This is a genomic window from Paenibacillus sp. ALJ109b (genome assembly GCF_010747435.1).
GTDB classification, from domain to species: domain Bacteria; phylum Bacillota; class Bacilli; order Paenibacillales; family Paenibacillaceae; genus Paenibacillus; species Paenibacillus taichungensis.
Genome location: NZ_JAAIFP010000019.1, coordinates 65523 through 83104, shown reverse-complemented (window position 1 = coordinate 83104; position 17582 = coordinate 65523). Strand labels below are relative to the sequence as shown.

The following is a 17582-nucleotide window of genomic DNA, read 5'->3' as shown; positions in this document are numbered from 1 at the left end:
CAGACGAAACGGATGTACATTTACTTTTCAAACCCTTCCAACACGATTTTACCAATTGCAGTGCCCGATTTGCTCTTTCGGTAGGCTTCCAGCAAGTTAGCTGCATTAATTGGTTCAATCCGCTCTGCCATCGTTGTATGAATCTTGCCCGCATCCACCAGATCTGCGATTTCATTAAGTAGAAGATGTTGTTCAATCATATCATCTGTCTGGAACATTGGGCGGGTGAACATCATTTCCCAAACGAGCGTTACGCTTTTTGAGAATAACTTTTGAAGTTGGGCTGGTTTTTCGAATGGCAGAATAGAACAAATTTTTCCTTGCGGCAAAATAACTTCTGCCATCTCATCCATATGCTCATCTATATGATTTAGCACGAAAATATATTGTACACCAGCGAGTCCGAGATCTTTAAGTTGTGGTCCAAATGGTTGATGATGGTTGATCACATGGTCTGCTCCGTTTGATTTTACCCAAGAGACTGATTCGGGACGAGAGGCAGTTGCTATAACTTTAAGTCCAGCCAACTTGGCTAATTGAGTAGCGATCGATCCGACGCCTCCCGCTGCCCCGATAATAAGCATAGTGTTGCCTTCGTTATCCGATGCATTCCTGGAAATGCCCAAGCGCTCATAAAAAGCTTCTCCTGCCGTAAGGCTTGTCAGAGGTAAAGCTGCTGCCTGGGCGAAATCCAGATTTTTCGGCTTTCTGCCGACAATTCGTTCATCCACTAAATGAAACTCGCTGTGTCCGCCTGGTCGCATATTGCTCCCCGCATAATACACTTCGTCACCAACGTTGAACAAATTGCAATCGGAGCCGATGTCCACTACTACGCCCGCTACATCACGACCAGGCACGGTCAGGGATAAATCGTCCGGATGTTTGGAAAGATGAGATCTCCAATCCGTCGGATTAACAGACACCGCCTTCACCGCAACGAGTAAATCCTTTCCTGTAGGTTTTGGTTTCTCAACTTCTACCTCCTGAAATGGTGGTATGTCGGTCTCTAGCCCAGGTTCGTAATATCCGAACGCTTTCATCATGATTGGATTTCCCATCGCTATAGTTAACCTCCTCGTAGAAATAAGTTATACATAAAATATATAGTATAATATCGAAAATAAACAGTAGTATCATTTTTGGTTTATAGTATCAATAATGATACTACTGGGGCTGAATTGTAAAAAAATAAAGACTTCCGTTACTCCGAAGCAGGTCATTGGCCTGAATTCATCGGAGAGGAAGCCTTTGTGATAAGAGTTCATTTATTCAGCGGTGAGTTCTCATACCCTGGATCATCATAATCCGTATCTTGCAGCCGTGAAAGTACGTTCATGCTCTCAATCGCCTGCCGGGTATCCGAGGTGCCATGGTCGTAAAGAAACGTGTACAGCAACGTCATGCCATCTGAGAATTGTTCTGTGGCCTCGTCATGATCCGCCGATTTGTAGGGTACCGGAGCCCGTTGCAATGTATAGGCATCTTCATCCTCCAGCACTTTCATCAGGTCTTTTAGCCGATTTAGCTGTTCTTCGTCCACCATGACTTCAAAGGGTGTTGATTCGTTCTTGGTCTGTTCGATGAGATTATGGGTTACCGATACAAAGTAATGCTTTTTGCCGTCCTGCATAATCCAACCTCCATTCTAAAATGGAAAAAAGACGCTTCTACTGTTAATAAACAGCAGGAAGCGTCCTGAAACGAATGGCAATCGTTCATCTTCGTCTTACTCATCAAGGTGCTCGGTTACAACCGACCATCCATTGCCTTTCCCATCTAAACGACCTTGCTCAAAAAAATCAATTCCATTAACTGTGATACTCACTGCAACCATTTCTGGTTCATTTTCTACGGGATCTACAACAATAAATCCTTTGTTCAATAAATATGTGATCGTTCTCTGTCTCTCTATGTGTGCATCCGGATAGAATCTTTTTTTGGGGACGATACAAGCAGGATTTTCAGTAAACCATATAGTATACAGTTCTTGTAATATGTCGAATCTTTCTTGTATCCGCTCTTTAATTACTGCTTCCAGTTCCATAACTCACCTCTTCTAATTTTGAGCAAAGGGGCTATCTGAAAGGGACGTTTCTCTCGCTCCATGCGTTAACGAACCTTCAGCATCCTAAAAGGCTAATTCTCAAAGATTACATATTTTAACGAACTTCAGTGAACTTATTTAGGTATCAAAAGGCTTTAGGACCTAGAACCGGCCAAAATAGATGAAATAAGGTCTCTGTGATTCGTTACAACTCAGCTCTAAGCAAATCGAAGCAAATAGCGTGTGCTAGTTTTGTTAGGCAAAAAACAAGAGCTGCCAACCTGCATACACTCATGACTTACGGGACAGCTCTTCCTCTGAACGTCATATAATGTGCATTGGTTATACTTGCTTGTTACCTTCCGAACCGGCTAGTTACCGGAACCTTACGGGTGCCGGCCTCCATGGTGCCTGAACATAGCGGACAGGGCGGAGGACCAGAGGTCGCCTTTTTAGATGACTTGGCAGAAGCACCATCAGGTTTCTGACGAAGCCATGCTTTGCAGGTGGAAGAACTGCACTTCCAGATTGCTACGGTCTCTGTACGTTCTGCACCTGAAGAATGCGACCCCGAACTGCTGGAGGACGAAGCGGTCTGACTTATACCCGTGGTGCTGAACGCCGTGTGATTGCGAATCACCCCGCTGCCACGCCGTTCGCTGAGCCGATCTTCGTCACGTTCATCGAGTACTTCAAAATCACGCCGATCACTTTGACGGATTGCGCTGCGCTGATCTGCACCACGCTGAACTGGACTCACTGCATCCCGTCCCTGCGGCCGCGAACCTGAACGGGCGTATGCTGCATTTCCATTTCTACTCTCATTGCCGTTAGCTTTACCATTCGTGTTCCCGTTACCCTTCCAGTTGCTGCTACCGCTGCCATATGACGCGTGATTGCCATTTGGGGCATCCTCGCGGTTTTTGCGTTTGTCCGGTACCTCCATGCCGAAGGCCTCCAGTAGAAAGCGGGAGACGTCTGCTGGCTTGCCGTGATGACTTGCTGGCGATGTAACATATAAGTACTGTTTGGCTCGTGTGATTGCGACATAGGCGAGTCGTCGCTCCTCTTCCAGAGCCATGTCTAGTTCGGCATCAGTCTGCTGCACAGTAAGAGCAGCCTTCTGGTCTTCAGGGATATCCTGCCGCAGTGCAGTGCTGTGAGGCACAATTCCTTCGCTGGCGCCGATCCAGTATACACATGGGAATTCAAGTCCCTTGGCCCGGTGAATCGTCATCAGTTGGACTGCATCGCTGTCCTGTGAACGGCGCAGTGATTCCATCTCGCGGTGTCTGCGGGAGAGTTCATCGGCGAATTGGATGAACTCTTCAACGGTTTCGAATTTTTTGGCGGCAACTTCGAATTCGTCCAGTGTCTCCAGCATCGTTTCCTTATAATGAGTAAAGATGCTTGGATCACCGCTTTCCATATACTTGTCGTAAAACTGGCGGCGCATCTCCTGGATCGCGATCACCGGTTTCAGCTTCGTCAGTGATTTGATCAGCTTGATACGTTCCTTGACCTGTTCCTGCTGAAAAGGCTTCAGCTTGTCCCATTTGGCCAGATGGATGAGCGGATATTTCTTCGCTTGCTGCTCTTCACTGCGTTGAATCCACTCCAGTCCTGCATCGCGGGAAACATAGAGAGGCCCAAGCGCACTCGGCAGAGCATCTACAGCACGTGGATTCAGGGACAAGCGCATATGATCCATTAAAGGTCGAATCAATGACTGGTCATAGAAGACCGGGGAAGCACCATGTTGTACAAACGGCACATCTTTCAACACAAGCTGCTCAAATATAGCCCGACTGCTGCTGGCTGTCCGATGCAGAATCGCGATATCTCGATACGTATGAAGACCTTCCTCGACTTGCTGACACAACTGGTTAACAACCCAAGCTGCTTCTTCCTCGGCATTGGAGGGGGTTGCGAACCGGGGCGCATCTCCACGATGTCCGGCTGCTCGCAGCCGCTTGTCACGTCTTCGTTTGTTCCGGGCGACCAATTCACTGCCCAGTCCCAGAATACGCGCATCGCTGCGGTAGTTGATATCCAGCGTCACGATGCGTGCACCGGGGTAAACTTTATCGAATTCCAAAATGGATTCCTGCCGTGCCCCATTAAACGTATAGATCGTCTGGTCATCGTCTCCAACAACCATCAGGTTGCGGTTGGCGGCAGCCAGTTTTTGTACAATTTCATATTGCAGACTGTTGGTATCCTGGAACTCATCGACCATGATGTACTGAAAACGCTGCTGAAGCGGCCCCAGTACAGCAGGATCACGAAGCAGAGCCGCAGCTCGCAGCAAAATATCGTCAAAATCCATTTTGTTACGATCCCGCTTCCAGGCTTCATAACCAAGGAGAACACGTTTGGCATCCCGTTCCTCCTGTGATTTCTCGGGAAGATCGCTCGTCTCTGAGCCTTGCATTTTCCAAGCGGACAGCATAGCCAGCAGACTCTCAGGCTGAAAAGCCTCACTCATGCCATTCTGACGCAGGAGCATCTTGAGCACGGTATGCTGCGCACGGGACTCACCAAAAATCTCCTCCTGCACGCCGTAATGACGCAGCAGCGTCAACGCGAACGAGTGGAATGTACGGGCCTGCACCGCTCGTGCGGCTGCAGGACGAATGCCAGGCAGCGATGCGATGCGGTCTTTCATCTCAGTGGCAGCTTTGTTCGTGAACGTCACCAGCAGGATGCTTCCCGCGTGAGCACCACTAACCTCCATCAGGTAGCCAGCACGTGCAGCAAGTACGGTTGTTTTGCCGCAGCCAGCTCCTGCGAGAGTTAACAGGGGTCCTTTGCCGTGGCGAACCGCTGAGATCTGGGGTCCGTTCAGACGGATGCCCACCTCTTCCAGAGAGCGGAAATAAGGCGCATCCCGTTCATCGCTGGCCACAAGTTGCCTACTGGTCTCCAGCGGAGCTGAAGGGGATTGGGGCAGGGATGCCGCCGGGGTAACCCCGAGCGGACGGGGGTAAAACGTTGAGTTCGGACTTAACATCATTCATCCACCTCTATATGCATTCAGGGATAGGACTATCCCAGCTTAAAAGTAATTCATTTGCCCTTTTCACAATCGCATTGTAAATTGGTATGATAGGAATAACCGCCCAAATAGGCGGATCAGCAGGGCCAAAGCTTCATTATACCCGAACGTATGGTCCTGACGAAAGCCCCCGAATTCATCCGGCATCGACAGAAAACGGGCATTCACGCGAGATTTCGCAACTTTTTGGCATGATATCGTATAAGTTATATACTATAAAAAAATCAAATGAAAATGGGTTTTGGAACAAATGGGTGTTGAATCAAAAGGTTCAACTCTGACGGGACAGAGGAGGAGAAGTCATGAAACTGCTTCAGCGAATTAAAAACGGAGCAAACAAAGCAACAGAGCGTGCGCAGCACGCCGTTGAAATCGGAAAAATAAATAATCAGATTGTGGGCTTGCAACAGGAGCAGGAAGTCCATTTTACAGATATGGGTCGTATCTTCTATGAAGGTTATCGCGCACAGGACATGACGCGTGCCGAAAAAGAGATGGTGGATCTATCAGGGCTGTGCGATGAATTGCAGGATGAGATCGATGGTCTGCGCAACAAGATTGCACAACTCAAAAATGAGCGCTTATGCGAGTGTGGACACGTCGCTTCATTGGACGCCAACTTCTGTCCGAAATGTGGACGTAAGTTGGGTGAATTCAAACCCGCAGCAGCATCTGTAGGGGCAACAAATCCTGCGAGACAGGAAGCAGCCGTGGCCCAAAGCCCGGAGCGACCAATCTATGATGCGCCAGTTGAAGAGGAACTGGAGGAAGCTGAGCCGTATCACACGGTAATTCCGTCCATTGCGGACCTGGAGACCGAATCCGAGTATAACAGTACGGAATTTACCCAAGAGGAAAAGGAAGCCTTTGATGCCGAGTGGGAACGCCGTCGGGATGAAGAAATGCAACGGGAGCGCGAGCGCCAGCAGGAGCTGGATGAGCGTATTCGGTACTGGAAAGAAAATAATCCGATCGTGAACACGGTGGACGTACAGACCGAAGTGCCACGCGAAATGGTGAATTGTCAGATTTGCGCAGCAGAGCTGCCTAAAGGTTCGAAATGGTGCCCACGCTGCGGAGCAGAACAGATCTGATGCAGTAGACGCGCTGCCGAACCATTGTGTGGCAGCGCTGGTTGCTTACAGCATGGGGGGACGGGAATATGGACCAACTGCTGCATCATTTGCGTCATCTGGGGTTTACCGAGATGGAATCTAAAATTATGGTCGAACTCGCTCGTCAAGGCTCGGCCTCGGGATATGAGGTTGCGAAAAGGCTGGGTGTGTCCCGTTCCAATGTATATGCCACCCTGCAACGGCTGGAACAGCGGGGATTCCTGCGTTGCAGCGCAGGCGAGCCCGCGAAATACAGTGTCTTGAAGCCTGAGGAAATGACAAGCATGATCTCCGGTCAGATGCGTGCATCTCTTGAATATGTGCAGAGCAGTATGCCGCAGCATGAGCCGGAGAAGCCGGTCTTTTACAACATTGAAGGCGACAAAAATGTATTTGAGAATCTAAGCCGTGAACTGGCTGAGGCCAAACATGAGATTGTGGTGGACGTGTGGCGTGAGGAAGCGGAGTTGTTGCGTGCCGACTTGCAGCGTGCCGAAGACCGAGGCGTGCGCCTGTTATGGTCATGTGATGGTGGAGAGGGTATTATGGATCAGCCCGCTCCTTGGCCTGGTTTGCCTTCATACGTAGCCGGTAATGGCCGAAAGTTCTCTTTAGTGATTGATCGTCGTTGGTGCATGTTAGGGATGCGTGGGGAATCTTGCGCCACTCAAGCGATGGTGACAGAACATCCGGTCATGACCGGACTGCTGCTGAATCATTTTGCTCAGGAATTGGTGTTGTATGAACTGGAGCAGGATATGGGGGAAGAACTGGAGTCTCGATACGGGCCTCGATACCAAAACCTCTCGGCACGTTATTGGTCAGTACCTTCAGAGTGAGTACGAACTCCAAAATACATGCTTAAAGGAAGCAGGCGTTGCCATGAGGCAGACGCCTCTTCATGCTAGTTAACAGAAGCAGTGATGTTCATCACAGCAAATGTTCCCTGTTGAGCTAATGTAATAGGGTATGAATTCATGCTATTTTTGAGAAAATGAAGCTATGAACGTAACTTTATCATAGGCAAAATTGGTTAGTTTTTGGGCACATGAACTAACGCTTCAAGTACATTGATATAATATTCCGTACCGTGTGGCACGAACTCGTCTGCTCTAATCTCGCGCATGTGACGTGTTTGAACGGGAAGAGGAACAGAGTTACTATTTGCCTGATCCACCTGATCGGACGCTGACTGCACGGCTTGCACTCCTGCGGCTTGAATCACATGGGTTTCGCCACGGAACAAGGCAATCAGGTCATCCAAAGGCACTTCGTAGAGGCTGTCGACTTCGCTTGCCTGCAAGGTATAGGCTTCGAGGGGCTGGTTCAAGCACAGGCCAAAAACAGAGCTGAATTCCCGATCGATAAAAGGTACACCGCGAACCTGTCCTTCAAGTTGCTGTCTTGCCGTCAACAGGTAGGTCAGCGTTTCAAAAGGCGTTTGTACGTCCAGTTCTTCCTCAAGCTCACGACTGGCTTCATGCAGCTGTTCTCCAGCTGTGAGATGCCCTGCTGCGGTAATGTCGTAACATCCGGGGAAGGTATCCTTGATATCCCGTCTTCGCTGAAATAGAACCAACCGCTGTGAACCTTCGTCTCGCACGATCCAGCAGTGGAATGAACGATGCCAGAATCCCTCGGCATGGACCACACTGCGCAGCTCTGTACCTATCCAATTTTGCTGATCGTCGTAAATATCGAAACGTTCTGGGGTCATGATACGTATCTCCTTATATAGCAAGTTTTAAAGTTCAAAATTTCACAAAGTTTGTTTTAAACGAAAGGGGAACCATCTTATGGAATGCATTGTACACTTTCAGGTCATTTATCCGCAACCTCAGGAACGTAAAAGTCTTAGAGGTCTTATATTTGTTGGACAGGGTCAGGAACCGGCGAATAGCCAGCTAACAACAATGTTTAAGGATATGGGATTTAATGTACGTTTGGAAGACGAGAGCCAATTGTTGTTTAAACCTGTGGATGCGTCGATGAATTTTGATTATATCCGGGTAACAGAGCTTGATACCGGGGAAGAGGTTTATAAGGAAGATCGGGATTTGAAGTCGATTTTGGAACACTTGTTGCCGCGTCGATTCTAGTTTGTAAGCATGGTGAGCGTAAGGATAATAATGACAGTAGAGCAACATACCCTGCTTGTGAGATAAGAAAGAAAGGCCCCACCTTTACGGTGAGACCTTTCATGTGGGAGCCGATTTGATTCCACCCGCCCCGTGCGGGATTGCAACAACACGGATGAAGAAGTATTGCTGACAGATCAAGCAGGAGTTTTTTTTACATAAAGCTTTAATAAAATGTACCTCTACTGACCTCTATATAGAGTTTGGGTACACTTTAAATTCTGATGAACTTGAAACATGGAATCGATTAAGCTGTTGCGCCGTTACCTTCTGCTTCCAGCTCTGAAGTACAGTGTGAACAGCGAGTAGCCGCAGCCGGGATTTCGGACAGACAGTATTTGCAAGCCTTGGTCGTTTTTTGCGGCTCGGGCTTTTTGTGTTCTTTGCTTTTGATGTAATTGATACCCTTCACCAGCATGAAAATACAGAAAGCGACGATGAGAAAATCAATCATCACGTTGATGAACTGCCCATATGCAATTACCGTAGCGCCAGCCTCATTGGCTTGAGCGAGAGTTGTGATCTCCTGTCCGCTGGCAGTTCGCATATCCCAATCCAGATTGAAAATTTTCTGACTGAAATCAACCCCTCCAAGCAACTTACCTACCGGTGGCATGATAATGTCATTCACGAGGGACGTAACAATTTTACCAAAAGCAGCCCCGATAATGACACCGACCGCCAGATCGATGACGTTGCCACGTACAGCAAATTCTTTAAATTCCTTTAGTACGCCTTTCATGTCTGCAAATCTCCTTTACCCAATAAATTTATAATACAGGCGGCGTTTCCATCGATTCTCCGTTCGGACACGCGCTTCCGTTCTCATATTGTACATAAAAAAACCGCAGCAATCATCCCTTTAATGCAAATTAAGACAAGTTTCCGCAACTTCCATGAAAATACTTCTTTATTTCACGGCGCCGATTCGGTATACTTCTAACATTATCAGTTCCGTTCATACTTTTACATTCAGGTTCGCGATCATACATTGTAACGAATCATGGAGCTTAAAAAATTTAATATGCCGACTCGTATATGTGCAGGAATAGGCCTGCATGTTTCTACCCGATCACCGGAATGATCGGACTACGGGAAAGATCCTGCAAGGTTGTTAAGGTATGGAGAGAGATGATTATCGGGCAGTGTGTCTGAAAAAGGATGTTCAGGCAGCTTCATATCCCTTCTTGAATAGGGAGTTTGAGGTTTGCTCTAGTTATCCTGTTATCCTGCTCTTCCACTACATTATACTTGCAGTATCCATGCGGCTTGTCCACATATGTACAAGTCCGTCTTTTCCCGTCTCCGGTTCTTCCGCAGCGTGTAAAAAGGCGGGCTTTTTGTTTTTTTACAGAGGGGATCGAGGTCATGCAGGCTTCTGTACGGGATGGCGCACAGGGGGAAGAATTACGATGCAATTGTTAAAAGACAAGGTAATACAGGAAGGCATTGTCCTGTCCGACCAGGTACTCAAAGTGGATTCATTCCTGAACCACCAGATGGACCCGGTTCTGATGAAGGAAGTCGGTAAGGAGTTCATCCGCCGTTTTGAAGGGGAGAACATTACGCGTGTACTGACGATTGAATCCTCAGGGATCGCACCAGGCATCATGACTGCGCTGGAACTCAATGTTCCGCTTATTTTTGCACGGAAGCAGAAGTCACTTACACTCACGGAAGACATTCTGGTTGAGAAAGTGTACTCCTTTACGAAGCAGGAGACCAACGAAATTACAGTTGCGAAGAAGTTCATGCAGCCTGGAGACCGTGTACTGATCATTGATGACTTTCTAGCCAATGGCGAGGCAGCATTTGGTCTGGCCCGCATTGTGGAGCAAGTAGGCGCTGAAGTGGTTGGTATTGGCATCGTGATTGAAAAGGCGTTCCAACCAGGAGGCCGCTTGCTGAAAGAAGCAGGATACCGTGTGGAATCATTGGTTCGCATTGGGGCGCTGTCAGACGGGAAAGTTACGTTTGCGGACGAGGAGGTCACGATCTAATATGGCACGCGAACGTATTTTTCAGCGGCATCGGCATCCGATCAAAACGTTCTCGCTAGGTCTCCAGCACGTGCTGGCGATGTATGCAGGAGCTGTCGTTGTACCGATTATTGTCAGCAAGGCCCTTGGTTTTACAACGGAGCAGTTGACCTATCTGATTGCGATTGACCTGCTCGCCTGTGGTGTGGCAACACTGCTTCAGGTATGGGGCAATCGTTTCTTCGGAGTGGGGCTGCCCGTCATGCTTGGTTGTGCATTCCAGGCTGTATCACCGATGATTTTAATTGGGATGAAGAGCGGAGTGTCTGCCATTTATGGTGCGATCATTGCATCAGGGATATTCGTTGTATTGTTCTCAGGCATTTTTGGCAAATTGATTCGGCTCTTTCCGCCAGTCGTCACCGGATCAGTAGTAACCATTATTGGTCTGACCCTGATTCCGGTTGCGTTCAACGATCTCGGCGGCGGTCAGGGCGCAGAAGATTTTGGCAGTGGGGTTCATCTTCTGCTCGGATTCGGCGTATTGGTGTTCATCATTCTGATGACACGGTTCACGACAGGATTCGTTCGTTCTATCTCGGTGCTGATCGGCCTTCTCGTGGGCACAGTGGCAGCAGGGCTTATGGGTGAAGTGAACTTTGCTCCAATTCGCGAAGCGAGCTGGTTCCATGTCGTGCAGCCATTTTACTTTGGTACACCGACGTTTGAGATTGTGCCGATTCTGACCATGATTTTGGTGGCGATTGTCAGCGTGGCTGAATCCACGGGTGTATTTATGGCTCTAGGCAAAATTTTGGATAAAGACCTTTCTTCGAAAGATCTGGCCCGTGGTTATCGTGCAGAAGGTTTAGCAATTGTGCTGGGTGGTATCTTCAACTCATTCCCATACACGACCTATTCACAAAACGTAGGACTTGTACAGATGACTCGTGTCAAAACGCGCGATGTTATCGTTGTAGCGGGTGGACTGCTTGTGGTTATCGGCTTTGTACCGAAAATTGCTGCATTGGCACAGCTAGTTCCAGGTTCTGTTCTTGGCGGGGCCATGGTTGCATTGTTCGGTATGGTGGTATCGTCAGGTATTCGTATTCTGGGCAGCCAGGTTGATCTGAACCGTCATGAGAACCTGTTCATCATTGCCTGCTCTGTAGGCATGGGGCTGGGTGTAACGGTTGTGCCTCAATTGTTCGCAGGTGCGCCGGACTGGGCACAGATTATGCTCGGTAACGGAATTATTGCAGGTAGCTTTACGGCCATTTTCATGAATTTGCTGTTTAATGGTCTGGGTACTCAAGCAACGGCTGCCAAAATGGCTGAACGTCAAGCGGATGTGATCCTTGGAGATAACGGCAAGTCGGCGTAAAAAGTAAAGAGCTGAAATCGTCGTTGTTATTACCCGATGCCTTCATCATGTATATTATGTTAACTTTAAATTCCTCATGGATTGAATAATAAATGTTGTGAATAAAAAAGTTAAACGGCCTGAACTATTCAGGGGATGAATCATCTATCCTGTGAATCGTTATTGAAGGCATAATAAATGAAATAAACGAAACACCGGAGACCTTGCTCGTTAGAGAGCAGGAGATCCGGTGTTTTTTCTTTTTTTTGCCGAAAACAAGATGGATTATTATGTAGACTCACGGGATGAATTACTTTGGGAGGAAGCCGTTAGAGCGTTACATACTACAGATGGCGCAGCTGTTTCTCTGCAAAGTCTCCGACCCATGGCAGCTTCAGCCATTTGCCTTGCAGACTGGTCACCACCATGAGAAGCCAGACCACCACACCAAGCAAGGACAATAGCGATGCCAGCAGTGGCCCAAACAGTGGGAGGAATGCACACAACACATGACCGACCATAATGAGGCCAAATACCGTAACGGATTGAAGTGCATGAAACAGAACGAATCGGCTTCGTTTTTCTACAGCCAGAAAGACGATTCCACCTACAAAAGTGAACAGATAACAGAGCATGCCGGCAATATTTTCATCCAGACCGCTTGATGATTTCATGGGGGACATTCGGTCCAGCCTCCTTTGTCCTTTTTAACTAGGTTATGAGGGAGTGGGACAGAACTGAACCGGTTTGATCAAGGAATGTTCCAGATGGACAAAGAAAATGTAACACTCAGTATAGGTAAACTCCACGTGAGACTATAGATTCATTTGAAAATAGAAGTGCGTATATACACATCCAATTTGAGACTTTCTACATATTCAAAATATTCCATAAAATTCCGATTTAGATTTAGATGAAAGGGAGGGGACAGCAAGCTTCATTCGGAATTTGATATTACATAGTGTAGTTAGGGAGTGGAAGGAATTTTGGATTACACAGAGCAAGAGACTTGTCCGGAATGTGCAAACAAGATGAAAGTGAATCCGGGGTATAGCACCTGGTGTGAGAAGTGTAATTGGAATGTTTATGAGGATGAAAGAGGACAAGGAACAGATGAAGGGTTAAACGGGATGAACAGGAATGCTGATGAACGATCATCAGACCGATTGTTAGAGGAGTTTAAGTATAACGTCAATCGGGACCTTCCCTTCACTAAACAGAGGTTTTACACCTATTTTGTTGCTCTAACCGTGCATCTGTCAACGTTATCCATTTTGGGCGTAGCAATATTTTTCTTTTCAACCAATTCAACATGGCTGGGCATATTTGGTATTGCATTGCTTTTCCTCTGGATCACAATTATATTGCCATACCGGAAGCGACTTCCAGGCAGGGTGATCTCTAGAGACGATTATCCAGAACTGTATGGAATGATTGACGAGATAGGGGAGCGCTTGAATGTTCCACCTGTGGATATGGTCATCATTAGTGAAGAATATAACGCATACAACTTGCATCTCAAAAGAAAAAAGAGAGCACTTGTCCTGGGCATTCCCTTTTTTGCAGCCCTAACGTTACAGGAGAAGATAGCCGCCATTAGTCACCATATGAGTCAATTTGCACATCCGAACATTTCCAAAAGCTCATTGGTCGAGAGAGCCATGCATGTACTGAATTCTTGGATTGACACTGTTGATCCACAAGATAGCGGCCTGTTATATTGGGTGGTGTTTCCACTTATAATACTACGCTTATCGTTATTTGCTGTTATAGGCGGTATCTATGTATTGTTAATCAAAAGCATGCGGAATGAGATGCAGCGAGTATTCTACATCGCAGATAATGAAGCATCGGAGACAGCTGGCAGTGAGGCAGTGTTATCTCTATTATTGAAGGCCGAGATGGAAGGTCTTTTTGCACAAACGGCTGAACAGGTTGCGGAATATCAATATAACAAAGAGCTGTATGAGGAGTTTAGAAAACGGATTTCTGCCGTTCCAACTCAGGAAATTCTTCGTATTCAGCGGATACAGGAAATGAACGATACTCAAAACCGTAGCTACCATCCTCCAATGAAGAATCGCATCGAATTGATTCGTGAGCACTGGGCGATGATTCCTGCGTATCGGCCGGATGCTGCTAAAGAACGAAGAATCAATGAGGAGTTTCGACAGCTGGAACAGCGTTCCCAGAAAATTCTTCTTAACGATCTAAGGGATGCAAGCTAACCCTCTGTATATTGCATATAGTATAGGAAACAGGGCAGCACCAACCAATGACTGGTATGATGCGCCCTAGTTTTAAAGTGATTTATTGCGTTCAGAACTTAACGGTCGCCACGCTGAAAGTGTCTTCGTGGGTGGGTGATCTTGCCGATTTTATCGGTGTCATTTTCTTTAGGAACCAAACGCTCGTCAGTACGACCTTCGTGATGGTTGTCAAAGGCGAATTCTGTCAGTTCCCATTCTGTCTTGCCCAGAACGGGATCAGCCGGGAAGTGTTGTCCCCGATGCAGATGTTCTTCTTGTCCAGCCTCATTGGTGTATATTCCGTCCACTTCCACCTTTTCATGTGAAAGGGGCAGCATTTCTTTGTCATTCTCAGCCATGAAACAACGCCTCCTTAGTTCCCAGTAATTTAACTGTATGGGTTGTCCGTGATAATATCCCCCGAATAGTACAGTGTTATGCTGGATATATTATTCCGTATAGAAGCAACGTATTTATAACATATGATTCGGAATTAAACTTTTTGGGCATAAAAACCGTTATAAATATTAGGTAAAATCGTCAAGTCGTAAGATACTTCCGAATATGCTACAATAAGATTATGATTCATTCCGAATCATATCGGGTATTTATAGTGTCAGGTACTTGCTTAAGCAAGGTTCCCGACCTAAAGCTTGCTTTGAGCCGCGCACACAACTTCATGGATGGCATTTAAGACTTATTCGGCATTCTCTAAACGGAGCATTCACTTTCAACGTTTTGGGAGGGAATTACAATGGCAACGAAAGGTCACAATGAGGTCAAAGAAAGTTTGAGGGAAATGACTCGGATTTTCCGTCCTAAAGATCCAAAAAAATTCGTGAAGGAGTACGTGAGAAAATACCGGATTACGGGTGGATACGAGGAAGAATTGACTTCTGTGGTTGAGCATGAGCTTGTCAAGATGGATTCTTCCGTGTCCTGAAACACACACAACTCTGATTATACTGTTCCGATATGAATAGAACCGTCTCCCGGGCATCACGCTCCGGCAGACGGTTTTTTTTGTTTAGAAAATCGTATGTATATATTTCCAATGGTTACACCGTTCATCTAAAGTAAACACAATAAGCCGGTAAGCTTTCCCTCTACTTTTGGGGGCTTTGTTTCGTTCCTACTGCATATACATGGAAGTACAGATATGGCAGGAAGGATGAATGCAAGTGGACCCTATTTTGAAAACAAAAGAAGAGATTAGCTATATGCAGGAAGCGGGGCGAATCCTGCGCAGCTGTCATGAGCATATTGAAAAATGGCTGGCCCCCGGTGTAACGACAGGAGATATTGACGAACGGGTGGAGGCTTTTCTAGCTGAAAGAGGAGCTACACCTGAGCAAAAAGGGTACAAAGGTTATCCTTACGCTACATGTGCTTCAGTTAATGAGGTGGTTTGCCATGGCTTCCCTAATGACCGGAAACTGGCCGAAGGGGATGTGGTGACTATTGATATGGTGGTGAACAAAGACGGCTGGCTTGCCGATTCTGCATGGACGTATGGGATCGGTGAACAACGCAGGTCCATACGCAAACTAATGAATCGAACGGAAAGGGCGCTTCATAAGGCGATAGCACAGGCCGTGCCAGGAAATACGCTGGGGGATATCGGTAACGCGATTGAACGGACAGCAAGGCTGTATCGTTACGGGATTGTGAAGCCTCTGATTGGTCATGGGATCGGTCAATACATCCATGAACCCCCGAACGTGCTCCCTTATGGGAAACGCAGGACGGGCATGATGCTGACAGAAGGCATGGTCATCACCATTGAGCCCATATTTACAAAAGGAAGTTCAGGGGCGGTTGTATGGGATGAGGATGGCTGGACGGTGAGAACAGTGGATGGAAGCTGGGGCGTCCAGTATGAGCATACGATAGCCATCACAAGTGATGGTCCTCTTATACTAACTGATGGTACTTAGACGCTGAATCTATGGAATGCTGGTAAGAAAGTGCGTTAATGGTGTCTGGGATGTTTAATAGGTCAGGCTCCATGCCGTTTGGTTCTAAAAGGGAGCGGTATGGGGCTTTACTGCGGCTTCCAGTAGTTGTAAGAGAGACAACCTGATGCATGCTTTTCTTTTTTGCATAATACTGCATGTTTTCAATGTGAGAAATATCGGCAAAAAAATCAATTTCATCACCGAAATTTGGCAAAAATTTTCAAAAGTAGAGAGTAATATTTTTAACTGAAATCGGTTACAAATCAAGTTGTGGTGCGGTTTTTTACATATAGTGAACAATTTGTGAACATGTGTCCAAAGATTGACAAAATCATACCCTCAACTTATATTTAATAAGTGATTGAACCATATAGAATGAATTGGAAGAATGCGCAGACATGCCCTTAGCAGGAAATGACGGGAGTAGTGGAAGCGTTATTTTTGTAAGCATTCTGTATGTCGGACAGGATTACGTGTATCGTGCTGGAATGAACTGATTTGAGTTTATTTCGGGCGACAACGGCAATCTACGAAAATGTTAAAAAAGTGGGGTAGATCAATGATGAAACAGTGGCAGGTTGCAAAGCGAATTCTCCCCTTGCTGGCGGTGTTCTCTTTGCTGCTATCCGCATGCGGGCGGGAAGACTTGTCGGTAATGAAACCTCAGGGTCCTGTGGCGCAAGGCCAATATGATCTGATGAAGCTGTCCATTACGATTATGATCGTGGTGCTCATCATTGTATTTGCTATTGCTGCGTATGTGTTGATCCGGTTTCGCAGACGAGCCGGGCAGAATGAAGTGCCCGAACAGGTTGAAGGTAATTTCAAGCTGGAAGTAATATGGACAGCCATTCCGTTGTTGCTTGTTATCGTTCTGGCAGTACCGACGGTAAAAACGATTTTTGCCCAAGGCGAAGATCTGTCCAACGACAAAAATGCAATTCAGGTCAAAGTCACCTCGCATCAGTACTGGTGGGAATTCACTTATCCTCAATATGACGTAACCACCGCTCAAGATCTCATCATCCCGACCGGAAAGAAAATCGCATTCGAATTGAAAACCGCTGACGTGCTTCACTCCTTCTGGGTGCCGTCACTTGCGGGTAAAATGGACACAAACCCGGATGGAACGCTTAACAAGTTCAGCTTCTCGGCGCCAAATGAAGGCGTTTACCGAGGGAAATGTGCTGAATTATGCGGCAGATCACATGCCTTCATGGAATTCAAGGTAAAAGCGGTCAGCCAGGAATCCTTTGACAAATGGGTCAATGAAATGAAAGCTCCGGCGGTACTTCCGGAAGATACCCAATTGGCTGAGAAGTTCAAAACGAACTGCCTTTCTTGCCATGCAGTTGGGGATCAGGGCGGGCCAGTTGCGCCTAACCTTACAGGTATCGGTGGCAAGCAATCCGTGGCAGGTATTCTGCTGAACCAGGGCGAAGGCCAGGAAGACGGTAATCCGGTGCTGGACAACATGAAAGAATGGCTCCATGATCCACAATCTGTGAAGCCAGGCAATACGATGCCTAATCCGAAAGACCTTGGACTCACAGATGAAGAAATCGACGGAATTGCCGAATATTTGGCCAACTACAAATTGGACTATGAATAGAACAGCAAGGACGAAGAAGGGGGTACACAACCTTGGCTCATGCTCATAGCGTCAAGCGGTATA

17 protein-coding genes and 1 riboswitch are annotated in these 17582 nt (G+C 47.0%); of the genes, 9 read left to right on the top strand and 8 right to left on the bottom strand.

Annotated elements, in window-relative coordinates; all coding sequences use genetic code 11:
- Positions 1-20: 20 nt before the first annotated feature.
- The 4 genes from G3352_RS19385 to G3352_RS19370 form a co-directional block, all read right to left on the bottom strand.
- Positions 21-1061: a zinc-binding alcohol dehydrogenase family protein gene (locus G3352_RS19385; protein ID WP_345940781.1), complete on the bottom strand. Its 1041-nt coding sequence runs from the start codon at positions 1059-1061 to the stop codon at positions 21-23.
- A gap of 203 nt (positions 1062-1264) precedes the next feature.
- Positions 1265-1633: a hypothetical protein gene (locus G3352_RS19380; RefSeq protein WP_163758938.1), complete on the bottom strand. Its 369-nt coding sequence runs from the start codon at positions 1631-1633 to the stop codon at positions 1265-1267.
- Positions 1634-1729: 96 nt separating this feature from the next.
- Positions 1730-2047 carry a hypothetical protein gene (locus tag G3352_RS19375; protein WP_163758936.1) on the bottom strand — a complete coding sequence of 106 codons (318 nt, stop codon included), beginning with the start codon at positions 2045-2047 and terminating at the stop codon, positions 1730-1732.
- A 355-nt stretch (positions 2048-2402) separates the two neighbouring features.
- Positions 2403-5060 carry a UvrD-helicase domain-containing protein gene (locus G3352_RS19370; protein WP_163758933.1) on the bottom strand — a complete coding sequence of 886 codons (2658 nt, stop codon included), beginning with the start codon at positions 5058-5060 and terminating at the stop codon, positions 2403-2405.
- A 347-nt stretch (positions 5061-5407) separates the two neighbouring features.
- Here G3352_RS19370 and G3352_RS19365 point away from each other — a divergent pair, with 347 nt between their 5' ends.
- Positions 5408-6199 (top strand): zinc ribbon domain-containing protein, encoded by a 792-nt coding sequence (locus G3352_RS19365; RefSeq protein WP_076290558.1) that lies wholly within the window; start codon positions 5408-5410, stop codon positions 6197-6199.
- A 68-nt stretch (positions 6200-6267) separates the two neighbouring features.
- Complete coding sequence (locus G3352_RS19360) at positions 6268-7059, top strand: TrmB family transcriptional regulator (RefSeq protein WP_163758931.1); 792 nt, start codon at positions 6268-6270, stop codon at positions 7057-7059.
- A 194-nt stretch (positions 7060-7253) separates the two neighbouring features.
- Here the strand turns inward: G3352_RS19360 and G3352_RS19355 are convergent, their stop codons facing one another.
- Positions 7254-7937: an NUDIX hydrolase gene (locus G3352_RS19355; RefSeq protein WP_163758930.1), complete on the bottom strand. Its 684-nt coding sequence runs from the start codon at positions 7935-7937 to the stop codon at positions 7254-7256.
- Between the two features lie 79 nt (positions 7938-8016).
- Here G3352_RS19355 and G3352_RS19350 point away from each other — a divergent pair, with 79 nt between their 5' ends.
- Positions 8017-8319, top strand: coding sequence for a hypothetical protein (locus G3352_RS19350; RefSeq protein ID WP_076290555.1), 303 nt, complete (start codon positions 8017-8019; stop codon positions 8317-8319).
- Between the two features lie 286 nt (positions 8320-8605).
- On the opposite strand, the gene mscL is transcribed toward G3352_RS19350, so the two are convergent.
- On the bottom strand, positions 8606-9100 hold the full coding sequence (gene mscL, locus G3352_RS19345) for a large conductance mechanosensitive channel protein MscL (protein ID WP_111620196.1): 495 nt from the start codon (positions 9098-9100) through the stop codon (positions 8606-8608).
- 270 nt (positions 9101-9370) lie between these two features.
- Positions 9371-9470: riboswitch (purine riboswitch) on the top strand.
- A 300-nt stretch (positions 9471-9770) separates the two neighbouring features.
- Here mscL and G3352_RS19340 point away from each other — a divergent pair.
- On the top strand, positions 9771-10358 hold the full coding sequence (locus tag G3352_RS19340) for a xanthine phosphoribosyltransferase (RefSeq protein WP_163758928.1): 588 nt from the start codon (positions 9771-9773) through the stop codon (positions 10356-10358).
- A 1-nt stretch (position 10359) separates the two neighbouring features.
- Positions 10360-11721, top strand: coding sequence for a nucleobase:cation symporter-2 family protein (locus G3352_RS19335; protein ID WP_090810282.1), 1362 nt, complete (start codon positions 10360-10362; stop codon positions 11719-11721).
- A 323-nt stretch (positions 11722-12044) separates the two neighbouring features.
- On the opposite strand, the gene G3352_RS19330 is transcribed toward G3352_RS19335, so the two are convergent.
- On the bottom strand, positions 12045-12383 hold the full coding sequence (locus G3352_RS19330; RefSeq protein ID WP_163758926.1) for a DUF4870 domain-containing protein: 339 nt from the start codon (positions 12381-12383) through the stop codon (positions 12045-12047).
- A 291-nt stretch (positions 12384-12674) separates the two neighbouring features.
- On the opposite strand from G3352_RS19330, the gene G3352_RS19325 reads away from it, so the two are divergent.
- A complete protein-coding gene (locus G3352_RS19325; RefSeq protein WP_205524945.1) occupies positions 12675-13928 on the top strand; it encodes a M48 family metallopeptidase in 1254 nt (417 codons plus the stop codon).
- A 98-nt stretch (positions 13929-14026) separates the two neighbouring features.
- Here the strand turns inward: G3352_RS19325 and G3352_RS19320 are convergent, their stop codons facing one another.
- The gene (locus G3352_RS19320; RefSeq protein ID WP_163758921.1) at positions 14027-14308 is read right to left on the bottom strand and encodes a transposase; all 282 of its coding nucleotides are present in this window, start codon (positions 14306-14308) and stop codon (positions 14027-14029) included.
- 395 nt (positions 14309-14703) lie between these two features.
- Between G3352_RS19320 and G3352_RS19315 the strand changes: the two genes are divergently transcribed.
- The 3 genes from G3352_RS19315 (at position 14704) to coxB (ending at position 17519) form a co-directional block, all read left to right on the top strand.
- Positions 14704-14892, top strand: a complete 189-nt coding sequence (locus G3352_RS19315; RefSeq protein WP_017690840.1) for a hypothetical protein — start codon at positions 14704-14706, stop codon at positions 14890-14892.
- Positions 14893-15124: 232 nt separating this feature from the next.
- Positions 15125-15886: a type I methionyl aminopeptidase gene (gene map, locus G3352_RS19310; protein ID WP_163758919.1), complete on the top strand. Its 762-nt coding sequence runs from the start codon at positions 15125-15127 to the stop codon at positions 15884-15886.
- A 580-nt stretch (positions 15887-16466) separates the two neighbouring features.
- Positions 16467-17519, top strand: coding sequence for a cytochrome c oxidase subunit II (gene coxB / locus G3352_RS19305; protein ID WP_076290539.1), 1053 nt, complete (start codon positions 16467-16469; stop codon positions 17517-17519).
- The last annotated feature ends 63 nt before the right edge of the window (positions 17520-17582 follow it).

Bases quoted from the DNA above. Each gene is read 5' to 3' on its own strand.
- G3352_RS19385 (WP_345940781.1), bottom strand. From the start codon at position 1,061: ATGGGAAATCCAATCATGATGAAAGCGTTCGGATATTACGAACCTGGG.
- G3352_RS19375 (WP_163758936.1), bottom strand. From the start codon at position 2,047: ATGGAACTGGAAGCAGTAATTAAAGAGCGGATACAAGAAAGATTCGAC.
- coxB (WP_076290539.1), top strand. From the start codon at position 16,467: ATGATGAAACAGTGGCAGGTTGCAAAGCGAATTCTCCCCTTGCTGGCG.
- G3352_RS19360 (WP_163758931.1), top strand. From the start codon at position 6,268: ATGGACCAACTGCTGCATCATTTGCGTCATCTGGGGTTTACCGAGATG.
- G3352_RS19365 (WP_076290558.1), top strand. From the start codon at position 5,408: ATGAAACTGCTTCAGCGAATTAAAAACGGAGCAAACAAAGCAACAGAG.
- G3352_RS19335 (WP_090810282.1), top strand. From the start codon at position 10,360: ATGGCACGCGAACGTATTTTTCAGCGGCATCGGCATCCGATCAAAACG.
- mscL (WP_111620196.1), bottom strand. From the start codon at position 9,100: ATGAAAGGCGTACTAAAGGAATTTAAAGAATTTGCTGTACGTGGCAAC.
- G3352_RS19315 (WP_017690840.1), top strand. From the start codon at position 14,704: ATGGCAACGAAAGGTCACAATGAGGTCAAAGAAAGTTTGAGGGAAATG.
- G3352_RS19380 (WP_163758938.1), bottom strand. From the start codon at position 1,633: ATGCAGGACGGCAAAAAGCATTACTTTGTATCGGTAACCCATAATCTC.
- G3352_RS19330 (WP_163758926.1), bottom strand. From the start codon at position 12,383: ATGTCCCCCATGAAATCATCAAGCGGTCTGGATGAAAATATTGCCGGC.
- G3352_RS19340 (WP_163758928.1), top strand. From the start codon at position 9,771: ATGCAATTGTTAAAAGACAAGGTAATACAGGAAGGCATTGTCCTGTCC.
- G3352_RS19370 (WP_163758933.1), bottom strand. From the start codon at position 5,060: ATGTTAAGTCCGAACTCAACGTTTTACCCCCGTCCGCTCGGGGTTACC.
- map (WP_163758919.1), top strand. From the start codon at position 15,125: ATGCAAGTGGACCCTATTTTGAAAACAAAAGAAGAGATTAGCTATATG.
- G3352_RS19350 (WP_076290555.1), top strand. From the start codon at position 8,017: ATGGAATGCATTGTACACTTTCAGGTCATTTATCCGCAACCTCAGGAA.
- G3352_RS19355 (WP_163758930.1), bottom strand. From the start codon at position 7,937: ATGACCCCAGAACGTTTCGATATTTACGACGATCAGCAAAATTGGATA.
- G3352_RS19320 (WP_163758921.1), bottom strand. From the start codon at position 14,308: ATGGCTGAGAATGACAAAGAAATGCTGCCCCTTTCACATGAAAAGGTG.